The 16,046-nt window shown below is 43.5% G+C and carries 12 protein-coding genes; 5 read left to right on the top strand and 7 right to left on the bottom strand.

Annotated features, from left to right (window positions below; all coding sequences use genetic code 11):
* Positions 1-270: 270 nt before the first annotated feature.
* The 3 genes from AAG747_RS10800 to AAG747_RS10790 all read right to left on the bottom strand — a co-directional run bounded on the left by AAG747_RS10800 (position 271) and on the right by AAG747_RS10790 (position 5,281).
* The gene (locus tag AAG747_RS10800) at positions 271-651 is read right to left on the bottom strand and encodes a hypothetical protein (RefSeq protein WP_346821178.1); all 381 of its coding nucleotides are present in this window, start codon (positions 649-651) and stop codon (positions 271-273) included.
* 240 nt (positions 652-891) lie between these two features.
* A complete protein-coding gene (locus AAG747_RS10795) occupies positions 892-2,325 on the bottom strand; it encodes a tetratricopeptide repeat protein (RefSeq protein ID WP_346821177.1) in 1,434 nt (477 codons plus the stop codon).
* A 40-nt stretch (positions 2,326-2,365) separates the two neighbouring features.
* Positions 2,366-5,281, bottom strand: a complete 2,916-nt coding sequence (locus AAG747_RS10790) for a TonB-dependent receptor domain-containing protein (RefSeq protein ID WP_346821176.1) — start codon at positions 5,279-5,281, stop codon at positions 2,366-2,368.
* A 258-nt stretch (positions 5,282-5,539) separates the two neighbouring features.
* On the opposite strand from AAG747_RS10790, the gene AAG747_RS10785 reads away from it, so the two are divergent.
* Positions 5,540-7,123, top strand: coding sequence for an alkaline phosphatase D family protein (locus AAG747_RS10785; RefSeq protein ID WP_346821175.1), 1,584 nt, complete (start codon positions 5,540-5,542; stop codon positions 7,121-7,123).
* Between the two features lie 217 nt (positions 7,124-7,340).
* On the opposite strand, the gene AAG747_RS10780 is transcribed toward AAG747_RS10785, so the two are convergent.
* The 3 genes from AAG747_RS10780 to AAG747_RS10770 form a co-directional block, all read right to left on the bottom strand.
* On the bottom strand, positions 7,341-8,888 hold the full coding sequence (locus AAG747_RS10780; protein WP_346821174.1) for an acyl-CoA carboxylase subunit beta: 1,548 nt from the start codon (positions 8,886-8,888) through the stop codon (positions 7,341-7,343).
* Positions 8,889-9,013: 125 nt separating this feature from the next.
* On the bottom strand, positions 9,014-10,345 hold the full coding sequence (locus AAG747_RS10775; RefSeq protein ID WP_346821173.1) for a saccharopine dehydrogenase family protein: 1,332 nt from the start codon (positions 10,343-10,345) through the stop codon (positions 9,014-9,016).
* 52 nt (positions 10,346-10,397) lie between these two features.
* The gene (locus AAG747_RS10770) at positions 10,398-11,276 is read right to left on the bottom strand and encodes a fructosamine kinase family protein (RefSeq protein ID WP_346821172.1); all 879 of its coding nucleotides are present in this window, start codon (positions 11,274-11,276) and stop codon (positions 10,398-10,400) included.
* Between the two features lie 224 nt (positions 11,277-11,500).
* Between AAG747_RS10770 and AAG747_RS10765 the strand changes: the two genes are divergently transcribed.
* From AAG747_RS10765 to AAG747_RS10750, 4 genes are all read left to right on the top strand, one after another.
* Positions 11,501-11,827, top strand: a complete 327-nt coding sequence (locus tag AAG747_RS10765; protein WP_346821171.1) for a Rieske (2Fe-2S) protein — start codon at positions 11,501-11,503, stop codon at positions 11,825-11,827.
* 20 nt (positions 11,828-11,847) lie between these two features.
* Positions 11,848-12,105, top strand: a complete 258-nt coding sequence (locus AAG747_RS10760; RefSeq protein WP_346821170.1) for a hypothetical protein — start codon at positions 11,848-11,850, stop codon at positions 12,103-12,105.
* A gap of 417 nt (positions 12,106-12,522) precedes the next feature.
* Positions 12,523-14,043 carry a 2,3-bisphosphoglycerate-independent phosphoglycerate mutase gene (gpmI, locus tag AAG747_RS10755; RefSeq protein ID WP_346821169.1) on the top strand — a complete coding sequence of 507 codons (1,521 nt, stop codon included), beginning with the start codon at positions 12,523-12,525 and terminating at the stop codon, positions 14,041-14,043.
* A 98-nt stretch (positions 14,044-14,141) separates the two neighbouring features.
* Positions 14,142-14,789 carry a hypothetical protein gene (locus tag AAG747_RS10750; RefSeq protein WP_346821168.1) on the top strand — a complete coding sequence of 216 codons (648 nt, stop codon included), beginning with the start codon at positions 14,142-14,144 and terminating at the stop codon, positions 14,787-14,789.
* 78 nt (positions 14,790-14,867) lie between these two features.
* Here AAG747_RS10750 and galE read toward each other — a convergent pair whose 3' ends face one another.
* On the bottom strand, positions 14,868-15,905 hold the full coding sequence (gene galE, locus AAG747_RS10745; protein ID WP_346821167.1) for a UDP-glucose 4-epimerase GalE: 1,038 nt from the start codon (positions 15,903-15,905) through the stop codon (positions 14,868-14,870).
* Between the last annotated feature and the right edge of the window lie 141 nt (positions 15,906-16,046).

Here is a 16,046-nt window from a genome sequence, read left to right as displayed (position 1 = left end):
TTCTTTATGGTTTATAAGTTCAAAATAACAAAATTTCCTTTTTAGATTGTTGCTGATGAGCGAAATGGTAAATGAGAGAGTGTGAAATCAGGTACAAATTATCAAGTTCTACGGATTGCACCATACACTGTTACTCCTTAGAACTTTTACTCAGCATTTCACTCATTCACCAAACTGGCAATCACTCTAAGGAGCATATACCAAAACTTGAGTGAGAGAAAGAAAAAAGCCACCTTAAGGCAGCTTTTTTAATTGGGTTTACGAGTGGCATTAAAATATGCCGATATTGAGATAGTTAATTCCTTCGTGCAACCGGGAAGTCCTTTCGGTATCAAAGATCAACACTTGGTCTACCCGGACCCACAAACGGTGTCCGTAAGGGAGATTATAAATCGTGGCAGTGCCATCCGAACGGGTGTAGGTCCTGGAGGAAATCGCATTCACCTGGTTGCGGGCATCCTCTTTGGTCCAGTACACTTGTACGGGTCTTCCGGACACAGGTTCATCATTGCCTAAACGATACACATAAATTTCCAGAATGGCCGCTCCGGGCTGTGGGTTTACATCGGCTTCATCAATGTAAATACAACCCGTCAGGGATGCCGTCATCAACATCCCAAAGAGGACAGAAAGAAACATATTTGTTCTCATAGAGGAATTTGTTGGTGTACTTTGCATATACGACAAGATCACCGAAAAGATAAGGCAATCTGGCAAACAACTATTCATCTACTATTCCGTTGGCACAGCATTTCCACTTCCCGGTTGCCCTCATACAAAAAAAGCCCGGACAGTATCCGGGCTTTTTCCTTTCACAGGTGTTCTGTTTTAAGACTGTCATGCAGCCTTCTCAGTTTTTTTAAAACAAGTAATTTTTCATCGATAAACAGTTTAAAAAAATGGCACTACAGCAGGGTTGGTTTTATTTTCGACCAATACTTTGTTCATGTCTATCGTCAAAGTGATCTGTTTGTTCTCAACATCATTTGTAAAATCATCCAGTTCTCTATTTCCCGGGATAAAGTCCGGAATCTGTGCCCGGATATGTTCTGCTTGTACATTGGAATTATTCCGGTACTCGATATCGGAAACCGGATATTTAATTCCCAGGTCAATGACCCGCCTTCCTTCTGCAAGGAACACTTCCTGACGCATCAAATAAAGGGTTTCCAGCAACTCATCTACCGTAGTGGCCGCATCAATTTCCACTGCTGTCACAGACGTTCCCGATACCACCGGAATGGTGACATTGCCCTTCTGTCTATCCAAAATAAAGCCCGTCCGAGCCGGAGCATCCGGATTGGTTTTCAGCCAATAGTCATCGGTTAGCGGGTAGTCGGTCCGGTTACCTCCGCTACGGGTTTCCTTGGAATCGTCAATAGAAGCCGTAGGGCGTTGGGCAATGACTTCTTGTAACAGGTTTTTTAATTGGGTTTTGGCTTTTTCCAATTGATTGTCAGCCAAGGCTGCTTCGGCCAGGATAAAATACGCCTCTTCCGCTTTTAGCAAAGCCACCGGCTTCTGGTCTTGATCCGGATTCCCAATACTATAATATTTAGGATCCAGAAAATCCAAACGGGGCAAAGGCGCAAACTCATCATTGGAGGAGTCAAACAAGAAAAATTGCATACTGTTGGACACTCCGTTTACGCCATCATAGCCTATTTCTTTTATATACATTGGGTCGGCCACCAACACATCCTCTGCATATTTTACCGCATTGGTTTTATCTCCCATATGATAATAGCTACGAGCCATAGCCAAAAGGCAAGCCGTTTTTTGGGAAACATCATCGCTTAAACTCATCGCTTTTTCAAAATCCGCGATGGCCAAATGCAGATGCTGTTCCGGGTGCATAATCTCGCTGAGGGCGCTGCCTGGCAAGCCTACAAAATACTCCCCGCAAAACATAGAAGCGATACCTCTTAAGAAATACATTTCCGCCAACATATCATCCGTAGTAGCGGCATCTTTGGGGGCAACGGTTTCAATGCCGAAGTAGCCCATTTCCCGGAGCTTTTGCACGGTAGCTTGCAAGGTATTCACATCCACGTCCGTCGAAATAATCTGGGGGATATCAAAGACCTTACTGCTCTGGGTACGATTGTTATAATAGTTGTCTGAGGTCAACTCCCCTAACACTACCGTCTGGTTAAGGGTCAAGGCCAACTGTCTGCGCATACCGTTCAGCCAGGAAGCTGCAGCATTCGGATTGTCGACAAATACCTCATCGGTAACATTCGGGTTGGTCACTTCCGTGGGATTCAAAAACGAACAACCGCTTAAACTGGCTGCCAGTGCAATGGAATAAATATATTTTTTCATAGTTAGATGAAATTCAAAAGGTAAAAACCGGTACAAACGCTTAGAAAGATACTTTTAACGTAGCGATGAATTGTCGTGGACTGGAAACCACACCATAGGCAATACCTCCGGTAGAGGCCCCGTTTTGGCCTTGACTACCTCCGGATTGAGACACTTCAGGGTCAAAGCTGGAGCTGGTAAAATTAAAGGGGTTGGTTACGGAAACACCCAAGTTGACTTGCTCAAAGTAATTCCCTAAAACAGTTTTAGGGAAAGTGTAATTGGCTCCGATAATTCTTACTTTCAGGAAGTCTGTTTTTTCCACAAAACGATCGGTAAAATTCAACCAGTTTTTACGGCCATTGGCGTCAATTTCGGCTTGAGGAATTCCCTCATTGCTTACTTGATAGTTAAAGCGGAACTGGCGGTCAAAAGAATGGGCATAGGCTCCGGCTTGGTAATCGGCATTGGCAAATACACTTAAACGTTTGAATTGAATGTCCACACCCAAATTTCCAAACAGGTCCGGTAAAGTGGTTCCCAAATTCGCCTGCGCTTCGGTACCGGTCATCACCCCTTCGCTGGAGAAGGTACCTTTGTTTCCTCTCAAGTATCCTACCGGCTGCCCTTCTTCCACTACCGTTTGGATGGTTCGCGGGCTAAAACCGTTGATATTGAATGGGGCTGCTCCTCCGGCATCGGTTACTTTATTTTTCAAGGTATTTACAGCCGCTCTTACATTGACTTTCCAATCTTTGTTCTGCAGCACGGCAATCCGGGTTGAAATTTCCCAACCTTTGTTTTCGATTTTACCAATATTTCTCAACTGCTCATTTTGCCCGGTAGAAGGTGCGGCAGGAACAACAAACAAAGCGTCTACCGTATTGGACTGGTAATAGTTTACCCCCAAGGAAATCCGGTCACGGACAAAAGCCAAGTCGGCCCCTACTTCAAAAGTTTTCACTCTTTCCGGCTTAAGGTCGGCATTACCTGCTTGCCCGAACGTGGCAGCTTGTTCATTGCGGAAACCGGCAAATGCAATGGTTCGTTGGTGCGCAAAGGGTGTGGGAAAGTTACCCGCCACTCCGTAGTTGGCTCTTACTTTCACATAGGAAACAGCTTCTTTTAAGCCTTCGAAAAAAGCTTCGTCACTCAAGACATACGAAGCACCTACTTTGGGGAAAAATTGAGTCCCGATATTATCCCCAAAGGCCGAATTGCGATCGCCTCTCAAACCAAACTCAAAAAAGTAACGGTCTTTAAAGCCTATACTTTCCTGGAAATACAGACCGTAGTTAGCCACCTCCGAATAATACTCGTCACTGGTCAGGTTGGCCGCCCCACTGATGGTTTGTGCTCCGTCACGCAGGTTGGTACCGATATAAGCACTCTGATGGTCTTCGTTGCGGAATAGTTGCCCACCACCCGTAGACAGGAAAGAGAAGTCACCGACTTGCAAATTGTACTGCCCGGTCAATTCTAAAGTCAAGCCCAAAAATTTCCGGTCGTAATTACTGATCGATCCTTCGGTAGTCGTTTCCGAACCGGGTTTGGCAGCCCGGGTATGGTTCAAATATTCATTGGTGGTGATACCCGTTTCCTTTTGTACCCGGTAATCTACCCCGGCCAAGGCTTTTATGGTTAAGTTTTTAACGGGCTTTAAAATAATGCTTTGTGAAGTTTGAAAACGGTTGACATTGGTTTGAAAATTCTGAAGTGCTTCGGCTTTGTCCACATAGGCTTTCATCACATCAAATTCCTCCTGACTCAATTCATCAATTTTGTTATTAAATCCCGGTCCGGTGAATAAAGACGCTCCACCTTCGGTAAACCACAAACCGGTATATCCTCCGGCATTTCCGTTACGAACTCTGTTGAATTGGTTGGAAGTATACCCGAAAGAGCTATGATAGGTAGCTTTTTTCCCCAATTCCGCTCTGAACGAAGAACGCAAATCGTAACGGGTATTTTCATTTTGCTTATGAATACGGGTACCGTCCGTATGAAAAATACTTCCGGAAAGAGAATAGCCGAAATTTTCCGATCCCCCGTTAATACCCATACGGTGCTTTTGCATTAAACCAGATTCGAAAAACAACTCATCCGTACGGTCAAAATAGTAAAAATCCGTATTGGCTTTTTCCACACCCCATTGGGTTTCGAAAGTCACTTTGGCCTTGCCTTCACCACCTTTCTTCGTAAAAATCTGAATCACACCGTTCGCTGCATCCGAACCGTATAAGGTAGTTGCAGCTCCACCGTTGATAAATTCAATTTTCTCAATATTTTCCACCGGAATATCCGCCAGTGCACTGGTGGCCGCCCCTTGGTGCCGGCTTCCGGAAGTGACCAAGCCCAATTCGGGTGCAGTATTCAGGTTATCAATACGTACGCCATCCACATAAACAATCGGAGTAGAGTTTACAAAGGCCGAAACGATCCCCCGGGCCCGGGCCAACGAGGTGCTTCCCGGTTGTCCTCCGGTCATTTTAATTTGTAAATTCGGCACGGCCGATTGTAATAATTGGTCGATCCGTTGGGAAGGTACCCGTTCGATCTCTTCGGAGCTCATGGAAGAAACATTGGTAGAAAGCCTGCGCTTTTCCACATCAATTCCCTGGCCGGAAATCACTACTTCTTCCAAGCCCAAAACATCTTCTTCCAACTCAATGACGATTTCCGAAGAGTTCTGAAATAAGTCAAAATCCACCGTTTTGGTTTTGTATCCCATATAGCGCACCTGGATTTTAATTTGTCCGGTCACTATATTGTTAAAAAGGAAGTAACCATCCGCATCGGTAATAGTCCCTTGATTCAGACCAAGCAACTGTACACTGGTACCGGGTAAGGGCTCCGAGGTAATTTGGTCTACTACTTTACCTTGTACTTTCCGGGTAGAAGTTACCTGGCCGTTCCCCAGCACAGATAACATCATAAAGTACAGAAATAGTCCTACTTGTAGTTGTAAGTTTTTCATTGAGAGATTTTGTTTTTGTATGCGGAGCAAAATTAGAGGGAGGCTTATTTTGAGGCTCGCAAAAGGCGTTTAACAATACTTGAAATGTCTTTTAACAGAATAAGACACAAAAGTAAAATGCACACATTGTTATTTTATAAAAAATTAAAAATCAACAACTTAAACAATTATTAATTTCTTAAATATGAAACTGTGAGGAGTTTGAAAAATTGAATCTATTTTCGCGCAAATAAACCTTTTCAAAACTACAAAACTCGTATGAAACCTGTACTGAATTTCATTCTGGCAGGGTTAGCGGGCTTGGTATTCGCATGCCAGGCATCACAACCCTCTCAAGAAAGTGCAAGCCCTTATTCCGATCCTTTGGCGGAGTATTTTGATAAAAATTTAAAACCCTTTTATCATGGGGTCGCCTCCGGTGATCCGCTAACAGACCGGGTTATCCTCTGGACGCGTGTTACCCCTGATGTAGCACAACCCGTGGAAGTACAATGGCAAATCAGTGAAAGCCCTACTTTTGAACAAATCACTCAAAAAGGAAGCTTTACTACTGATTCTACTCGCGATTATACCGTAAAAGTCGATGTAGAAGGGTTGCAACCCGGCACTAAATATTACTACCGGTTCCTGGCTTTGGAAGCAACTTCGATTACCGGAGAAACCCGTACGGCACCCACAGGCGACCAAGAACAACTAAAGTTCGGATTCGTTTCTTGTAGCAATTATCAAACGGGTTATTTCAATGCTTATAAAAAGCTGGCCGAACGGGAAGACCTCAATGCCGTGGTTCATTTAGGCGACTATATTTACGAGTACAAAGCCGGTAAATATGCCGATACGACATTGCACCGTAACCACCTTCCAGATAAAGAAATTATTACCTTGGCGGACTATCGCACTCGTTATGCTCAATACCATGTAGATCCGGATCTGCGGGCTGCTCATCAAAAACATCCCTTTATCGTCATTTGGGACGACCACGAACTCGCCAACAATACTTACAACGGAGGGGCTCAAAATCACCAACCGGAAGAAGGTGACTGGAACGAGCGCTTTCATGCTGCCCGTCAAGCCTATTTTGAGTGGTTGCCCATGCGTGAACGAAAAGATCAAAAAATTTACCGTACGTTAAAATTCGGAAATCTGGCGGAACTCGTTCTGTTGGATACCCGGGCCGAAGGACGGAGCAAACAAGTAAAAAACATGCAAGATCCTGCTTATCTGGACAGTACCCGTACCATGTTGGGACAGGAGCAGTACAACTGGTTTACCAATACACTGACAGCCTCCGAGGCCCAATGGAAAATTGTAGGCAACCAAGTGATTCTGGCAGGGGTTAATGTTGCTTTTCAAAAACCGGAAAACCCCAAATACATGGATATGTGGGATGGATATCCGTTTGAAAAAACCAAACTGATCGACTTCTTAGGCGAACAACAAAATGTGCTTTTTGTCACCGGGGACTTTCACAGTTCATTAGCGATGGAAGTTACCCAAGACCCTTTGAATACGCAAGCATATGATCCTAAAACCGGAAAAGGTGCCGTAGCTGCGGAATTTGTAGTTCAGAGTATTTCCGCTCCGAATTACGATTTTTATATGAGCAGAGATACGGTAAAAGTGATTGAGGAAAAGCACCGGGATCCGGCCTACAACCCTCATATGAAACACGCCAATCTCAGCGATCACGGTTATGTGATTTTGGATATCCAGCCGGAAGAAGTAACTGCCGAATGGTGGTATGTAGACGACTTGCTACACCCTTCTGATAAAATCCGTGTCGGAAAACGATTAAAGGTAAAAAATGGCAGTAGCCTGTTAGAAGAGGCAAGTGTTCAATAAGACGAATACAAGTTGCAAAGGATGTCTTGATTTATGAAATAGTGAAATAGTGAAATAGTGAATGAGTGAGTGGTAAAGTAGTAACACCTGTGTGGTTTATAGGCAACTTCACAATTCGTTTATTTAATCACTCACTTACAAAATAAGCTCTCTGGAAGGAAGGAAATAGGAAGCGCCCAACTACCTCCGGTCGATCCTATTTCCTATATTTCCTTCTTTATAAAGGAATGTTCCCATGTTTTTTCTTGGGCAGTTGATCCACCTTATTTTCCAGCATTTCAAAAGCAGCCATCAATTTTTCCCGGGTATCTTCCGGCTTAATGACCTCATCGATAAAGCCCCGGTAAGCTGCCCGGTACGGGTTGGCAAAAGCTTCGGTATATTCATCCACTTTTTCCTGTAATTTGGCCTCCGGGTCTTTGGCCTCCGCTATTTCCCGTTTGAAAATAATTTCTGCGGCACCTTTGGCCCCCATCACGGCAATTTCAGCAGAAGGCCAGGCATAGTTCATATCCGCCCCGATATGCTTGGAATTCATCACATCATAAGCCCCTCCATAGGCTTTCCGGGTAATCACCGTCACCCGGGGTACAGTGGCTTCACAGAAGGCATACAACAGCTTCGCCCCGTTGGCGATGATCCCGTTCCATTCCTGATCAGTCCCTGGTAAAAAGCCGGGAACATCTTCAAATACGAGCAAGGGCACATTAAATGCATCGCAAAAGCGAACGAAGCGCGCGGCTTTGTTGCTGGCTTTAATGTCCAACACTCCTGCCAGTACCGAAGGTTGGTTGCCGACAATTCCAATGCTTCTTCCAGCCAGACGGGCAAAGCCCACTACGATATTTTCAGCAAAGTTGGCATGCACTTCCATAAACGATTGCTCATCCACCACTCCTTCTATTACCTCCCGCATATCGTAAGGTTGGTTGGGGTTTTCCGGGATCAGTTCGTTCAGTGCCGGGCGCTTTTCATTTTTGATTTCATAAGGGTACACCGGTGCCTCTTCCTCACAGTTTTGAGGGATATAACTTAATAATTGTTTGATTTGTTGAAGACAAGTCACTTCGTTGGCACAGGCAAAGTGCGTCACCCCACTTTTCGAGCTATGTGTGCTGGCCCCTCCCAATTCTTCCGCCGTTACTTCTTCATGCGTAACGGTTTTCACTACATTCGGTCCGGTCACAAACATATAGGAGGTATGCTCTACCATCAGGGTAAAGTCCGTAATGGCCGGAGAATACACCGCACCTCCGGCACAGGGCCCCATCACTGCCGAAATCTGAGGGACCACTCCGGAGGCCAAGGTATTGCGATAAAAGATATCCGCATATCCGCCCAGTGAACGGACCCCTTCCTGAATCCGCGCTCCTCCCGAATCATTCAAACCAATCACCGGAGCTCCGTTTTTCATAGCCAAGTCCATGATTTTACAAATTTTCTCGGCATGGGTTTCGGAAAGAGAGCCTCCGAATACAGTGAAATCCTGGGAGAAAATATACACCAAACGGCCATTGACTTTGCCATAGCCCGTTACCACACCATCACCCAGGTAGTGTTCGTTGTCCAAGCCGAATTCAGTACTCCGGTGCCGGACGAATTTCCCGATTTCCTGAAACGTTCCCTCATCCACCAGTAAGCCAATCCTTTCCCGGGCCGTCAGTTTTCCCTTCTTATGCTGCGAAGCGATGCGCTTTTCACCCCCTCCCAGCTCTGCTTCCCGGTTGTTATTTTCGAGTAAATTAAATTTGTCTTGTTTATTCATGGAGTTTTGTCTTTTTAAAATTGTGGGCTTAGGGTTTCATTGGGCAAATTCAAAAGAAAGGGGCATACGATTATGAAACCCTATCCCCCCTTCTTTCCTCCTTTGCATCAACCTTCCTCAAATCGTTACTGTTCTTTCTCGACAAAGTTGATTCCTGCTTTTTTCAGCTCTTCCAACACCGGATGATAAATTTCGGGGGAGGTAGGATACTGCACACCTTTCAGTTTTAACTTTCCATTCAGGATCAGTTTGGTAGCAATGGCCAGTGGTAAACCTACGGTTTTGGCCATCGCGGTATTTTGATGGTCATCTCCCTCAACTACTAAAGAGGAAGTCAAAAACGTTTCTTTGCCATCCAATTCATAAATTAATTTATGCCACATAACAATCATGTCCTTGTCTTCTTCGGTCAAGGCCCATTTTTTCTCTAAGATATGTTGTAGTACTTGGGCAGGGGTTCCTTCTTTCAGACCGATAGGCGTATCCTCAAACATACCTAACCACTCCAGCTTCTCCATAACATCCGAGTCCTGATCCAAATGCATATAATGCATCAATTTGAGTTCTACGGAATCATGCGGGTTGTAAGAGAGAAAAGAATTGATAAACTGTCGGTGGGTCATTTGTTCTACACCTTCCATCATGTAACTGTCGTCTGTAGCTCCTAACTGCACAAAAATATTCCAAGCACGGGAGAAACCCGGTCTCCGGAGCGTACCCCGGTAAATGGTCGGAATTCCGCGCAGGCCATACACATCCAGGTATTTCAAGGAATCGCGGTTGGCATATCCTTCGAAACGTCCGTACCCTTCCACTTCAATTACTTCCGAACGCCTGAACAAGCGGTGGTAAGGAATGTATTTGTAACGTCCCTCTTGAATAAACTTTACTGCCCCTTGTCCGGCAAGGACTACGTTGCGAGGATTCCAGGTGAACTTATATTTCCAAGGGTTTCCTTTTTCAGACACAGGCGCCAGAAGTCCTCCGGTAAAGGATTCAAAACATTTTATGGTTCCTCCGGCATTTTTCACCCGGTCGATCATATACATTGCCGAGAGGTGATCCAAACCCGGATCCAGTCCCATTTCGTTCAGTAGGATGATCCCCTTGTTTTTAGCTTCTTCGTCCATCTCCTTGATTTCCGGAGAAACATAAGAAGCCGTTACCATGGGTATACTGTATTGCAAACAGGTTTTGGCCGGGATATGATGAAAACGGGCAGGCAACATTGACACAACCAAATCCACTTTTTGGATTTCACGTTCCCGCGATTTCGGGTCCGTCACGTCAAAATGCACCGCTTCGCCCCGCGAATGTCCTTTCACTTTTTCCTGCGCCAAAGCCAAGTCCATATCGCCTACGGTCACATGCCAATCTTCTTCCTGTGCATGTTCCAGCAAGTATTTGATTAAAGTGTGTGATGATCTTCCTGCTCCAATTACCAAAATTTTTTTCATTCTTTTTTTTGTGTGTTGTTTGTAAAATGGTTAATCTTGATTTTCAATAAAACTAAAGCATTCTTTGCAAAACTGTATCAATTCCTCTCAGGTAACTTTTCCCAAACAAATTGACATGAACCATTAAAGGGTAGATATTATAAATATCAACCCGTTCCTCAAATCCTTGTTGCAATGGAAATACTTCCTGATAGGCTTCATAAAACTCCGGTTCAAAGCCCCCAAACAAACGGGTAAATGCCAATTCTATCTCCCGGTGCCCGAAATACACCGCCGGATCCACTACACATGCCTGTCCGCCGGGACCAATCATGGCATTGCCACTCCATAAATCTCCATGTAACAACGAAGGTTTTTCCACAGGGAAAAAGTCAACTAACCGGGACCTCAGTTTTTCCAGTTTTTTCAGGTAACTGTAATCGATCAAGCCGTTTTGCAGCGCCAGCTCAAACTGTATGTTCAAGCGCTTTTCAAAAAAAAACTCCTCCCAGGTGAATTTCCAATCGTTTTCCTGCGGCAATGCCCCTATGTAATTGGCATAACTCAACCCGAAAGCCTGCTCCGAATGTTGGTGTAACCGGGCCAGTTGCCGTCCGAAATTTTCCCAGTAAAATGCTTCCGGATAGCGTGACTCCAAAAACTCCAAAACCAGATATGCCTTATCTTCTGTTTTACCATAACCGATCACTTGGGGAACTTTTACGGTTTGGGTATTTGCTAAAAGTTGTAATCCTTTAGCTTCTACTTCAAAAAAGTGAAGGGCCTTCTCCGGATTATACTTCAAAAAATATTCTCCTGCATCCGTACTGAGCCGGACCGCCTGATTGATACAGCCCCCTCCTAAACTCTTTACTGTGCGGATTTGTGGCTTGTTTTGACAGACATTTGTCAATGCATTTTCAAAAAAAGACTTGGAATGGGGCCAGTTCATTTGCGTAGTAAAAAAAATTAATAAGTATTAATAGAACTCTGATCACAAAAATTTTCTCTTACATTTGGAATAAAAGCGGTTTGGAAGCAGGATTGGCATACTATTGTCCGTCCTGAACCTCACCTGATCTGTTTCCCGAACAATTCAGAATGAAAGTTACATAATCCAACGTATGAGAAAAAAATCCAGCCGAACAAATTGTAAACAAACCCGATATTCATTGAATGAAATGGTATAAACTTTTTGTTTCGGAAGAAGAGGCCTTCCGAGAGATGCCCGATCAATCCCTGCAATTAGTCATAGCCGGGGAAAAGAAGATTTGTTTGGTACGAAACGGAAAAAACCTATATGCCATTCAAAACATTTGCCCACATATGGGGGCTTCTCTGAGTGAAGGTTCTGTCAATAAACTCAACGAAGTAGTTTGTCCTTGGCATCACTATCGCTTTCAATTGACCGATGGCCAGGAATGTCATTTACGTACCAAAGAAGCTGAGACCTACCCCATCAAGGTAGAGACAAACGGAATATTTATCGGAATAGAAGCTTAACAGCAAAACTCCCAAAGCACATGAGAGTCAACAGAAAATTAATGAGCGCAGTGTTAACCATTGTGGATAACCAAATAATTGATAATCACCCTCCTGAAACTTCACAGACCTATGAACGCTTGCTCGAGTTAGGCATTGATAAAGCGGATGCAAAACTCATGATCGGACAGGCAGTATCTGTAGAATTATTTCATATTATGAAGAACAAACAGCCTTTCAATTACGAACGGTTTATCAAAAACCTCAAAAAGCTGCCGGAAGGTGAAATGGAAGATTAATTCCTTACAGACGTTTATTTCATAACAATGTACTTATCGCCCTTTCGCTATACGCCTTAACTGAAAGGGCTTTTTCAATAGTATAGACTTACAGCCCCCTTACTGAAAAGCAGGTTAAACACCCTTTTCCATTTCCTCTTGCCCTTCTTTCCTACTAATTTTTTAGAATTATTCTCCAAACTCTTTACGATCTCGCCTGACGATGACTAATTTTGTACGGCAATACGGATGAAGGGAAACAAGTAGTGACGGAGCCTTTGGCAATGCTGCCGAATATGGCAGTTATTTTCATTAATTCTCAGAAAATCACGAGAGAGATGTTTTTTAGAATTATTAGAATTATACCGTCAGGCACTCGCCAACCAATCCCTTTCATTCCAAAAGAAAAATCAGCTTAATGCTCGTAACTTAAAGCTTATGGACAAGAAAGTAATCTTAATGATTTTAGACGGTTGGGGCATTGCTCCCGACAAGGAAGTATCCGCTATCGATAAAGCGAACACTCCTTTTATCGACTCTTTGTACACCAAATATGCACATAGCAAGCTGGAAGCCTCCGGCATTGCCGTAGGATTGCCGGATGGGCAAATGGGAAACTCGGAAGTAGGGCATATGAACTTGGGTGCAGGGAGGGTTGTATACCAAATGCTGGTACGTATCAACCGGGCCGTGGAAGATGGCTCTTTGGCCGAAAACACTACCTTAAAGGATACTTTTCACTATGCGAAACAAAATGGAAAAAAAGTACACTTCATGGGCTTGTTGTCTGACGGAGGGGTGCATTCACATATCAATCATTTGAAAGGTTTGCTCAGTGCAGCTCACAGCTATGGCTTGGAGCAAGTATTTGTACATGCTTTTACCGATGGGCGTGATACGGACCCTAAAGCGGGCTTGAAGTACGTAGAAGACCTGCAAGGACATATGGCTAATACTACCGGGCAATTGGCTTCGATAGTAGGTCGCTATTATGCAATGGACCGTGATAAGCGATGGGAAAGGGTACAATTGGCGTATGATGCACTGGTAAAAGGTGCCGGTACACAAACCACGGACTTCTTACAAAGCATTAAAGAATCTTATGCCGAAGGGGTGACCGATGAGTTTATCAAGCCGATTGTGGGTGTGGATGCGCAAGGAAATACCTTGGCTGCCATTGAAGAAGGAGATGTAGTCCTTTGCTTTAATTTCCGTACCGACCGGGGACGCCAAATTACCGAAGCGCTTACGCAAAAAGACTTTCCGGAACAGGGAATGAAAAAGCTCGACTTGTACTATGTCACAATGACCATGTATGATGAGACTTTCAAAGATGTAAAAATCGTATTCCAAAATGAAGACCTCACCGAAACACTGGGAGAAGTGTTGGAAAAAGCGGGTAAAAAGCAAATCCGTATCGCAGAAACGGAAAAATACCCTCATGTTACCTTCTTCTTTTCCGGTGGTAGGGAAGAGCCCTTTGAAGGGGAAAAGCGCTTGTTGTGCCCTTCTCCTAAAGTCGCAACCTATGACTTGCAACCGGAAATGAGTGCTAAGGAGATTCAGGATAAAATCATTCCCGAACTGAAAGCTCAGGAAACGGATTTTGTGTGTTTGAACTTTGCCAACCCGGATATGGTAGGGCATACGGGTGTCTTTGAAGCCGCAGTAAAAGCTTGTGAAACCGTAGACCAATGTGCGCAAGCGGTAATCGATGCGGCCTTGGAAAACGGTTACGCTACCATCGTCATTGCCGACCACGGTAATTCGGATATGATGATTAACCCGGACGGAACGCCCAACACTGCACATACTACCAATCTGGTGCCTTGTATTTTGGTTGACAGTGCATATCAAGGAAGTATTAAAGATGGGAAATTGGGGGATATCGCTCCGACCATTCTCAAACTGATGGGAGTATCTCAACCGGCTGCCATGACAGGAGAAAGCTTGATTTAATTTTGTTTATACATACCTTTTAAACCTTCCAGGTTTGGGAAACCTGGAAGGTTTTTTTATTCCAATAAACATTTCCTAACGACTTAAGTTGATTGTATATGTTCAACTTATACTATATCATGCACCTGCCTTTTATTCCTGATGCTGTCTACCATATTTATAATCATGCCAATGGAAAAGATGTACTGTTTAAAGAAAGTAAAAACTATTTCTTTTTTCTGGAAAAATATCAAAAATACCTGGCTCCTGTTGTCGATACTTTTACCTATTGCCTGATGCCAAACCACTTTCATATGATGATCAGGGTAAAACCTGAAAATAAACTTATTGACTATTACTTTCGAAAGAAAAAACTAAAGCGAAAAGGCGAATTGTTAGACCTTCCAGGTTTTCGAAACCTGGAAGGTCTGGTCAGTCAACAGTTCAGCAATTTTTTTAATAGTTATGCCAAGGCTTTTAATAAAACCTATCAAAGACAAGGAGCTCTTTTTCAAAAAATCATAAAGCGTAAAGCGGTTCGCGATGCGAGTTATTATAGTCAACTGGTATTCTATATACATCACAATCCTGTGCATCATGGATTTGTGGACGATTTGAAAAAATGGAAACACTCGTCTTATACTGAACTGCTACGCAAAAGAGATACATTTCTTTGTAGGAGGGAGGTACTGAAATGGTTTGGTAATAAGAAAACATATATCCAATTCCATACACAGAATCACCAATTAGTGTCTGTATTTGACTGATTGTGTCATGGTAAAAAAACCTTCCAGGTTTTGAAAACCTGGAAGGTTTAGCTTCTTTGTAAAAGCGGCTATTTTCCCTTATGCTCTTCCCGCCTCTTTATTCAAGTTTTGTTGCCATTTCCAAGCGCTTGCCATCATCTCTTCAATGCCAAAAGTCGTTTCCCAACCGAGCAGTTCTTTGGCTTTACTACTATTCGAATAGATTGCCATGACATCTCCGGCCCTTTTCGGACCGATTTCATAATTCAACTCCAAGCCACTGATCTTTTCAAAAGCCTTAATCGCTTCCAATACTGTCACTCCGTTACCTGTACCCAGGTTAAACACTTCGTAATTAGAACTGTTTCGTTGTTCAATCAAGTAGTTTAACGCTTTGATATGTGCATTCGCGATATCCGTAACATGGATATAATCACGGATGCACGAACCGTCACGGGTATCGTAATCATCTCCGAAAACCTGCATTTTAGGAATAATTCCACTTGCGGTTTGGGTGATCACCGGTACCAAGTTATTCGGCTTGTTGATAGGATTTTCTCCGTTCAAACCTGTTTTATCGGCTCCTACCGGGTTGAAATAGCGAAGCGCAATCGCTTGCACATCATTTACATGCACAATACTTTTAATTATTTCTTCCCCTACCAATTTGGTATGTGCATAAGGCGATTCGGTTTTGCTCAACGGAGTATCTTCTTTCACCGGAAGTTGCTCCACATTACCATACAATGAGCAAGAAGAAGAAAAAATAAAATTATTCACCTTAAACTCTTCACAACATTTAAGAATATTCAATAAAGAGTTGATATTATTATGATAATACAAATGAGGTTGCTCTACCGATTCGCCTACGGCCTTCAGTGCGGCAAAGTGGATTACCCCCACCAGATTGTCGTTTTCTTCAAAAATTTGACGAGTTGCAGCCAGGTCACAGAGGTCTACCTGATAATTCTTCACCTCTTTGCCTGTGATTTGCCGAATTCGTTCCATGGTTTTTTCCGTAGAGTTGATATTATTATCCACAGAAATCACCTCATAGTCAGTTGAACGGATCATTTCGATAATCGTGTGTGACCCGATGTAACCGCATCCACCGGTAACAAGTACTTTTTTGCTCATTTGCTTTTAATCAAATATGGTTAGAATAATTAGTATTAATTTATTGCTATTCAGCCAGAAAAGTTATTCGATCCGGTTCCAGCCAACTATTTATAGAGTTCAGGTACAGGATAAATAAAGATAAGAGAATAAGTGTCACGG

Source organism: Rapidithrix thailandica (genome assembly GCF_039710355.1).
GTDB lineage: Bacteria > Bacteroidota > Bacteroidia > Cytophagales > Flammeovirgaceae > Rapidithrix > Rapidithrix thailandica.
The sequence above is the reverse complement of the archived record's forward strand: the minus strand, read 5'-3'. Positions and strand labels throughout refer to the sequence as shown.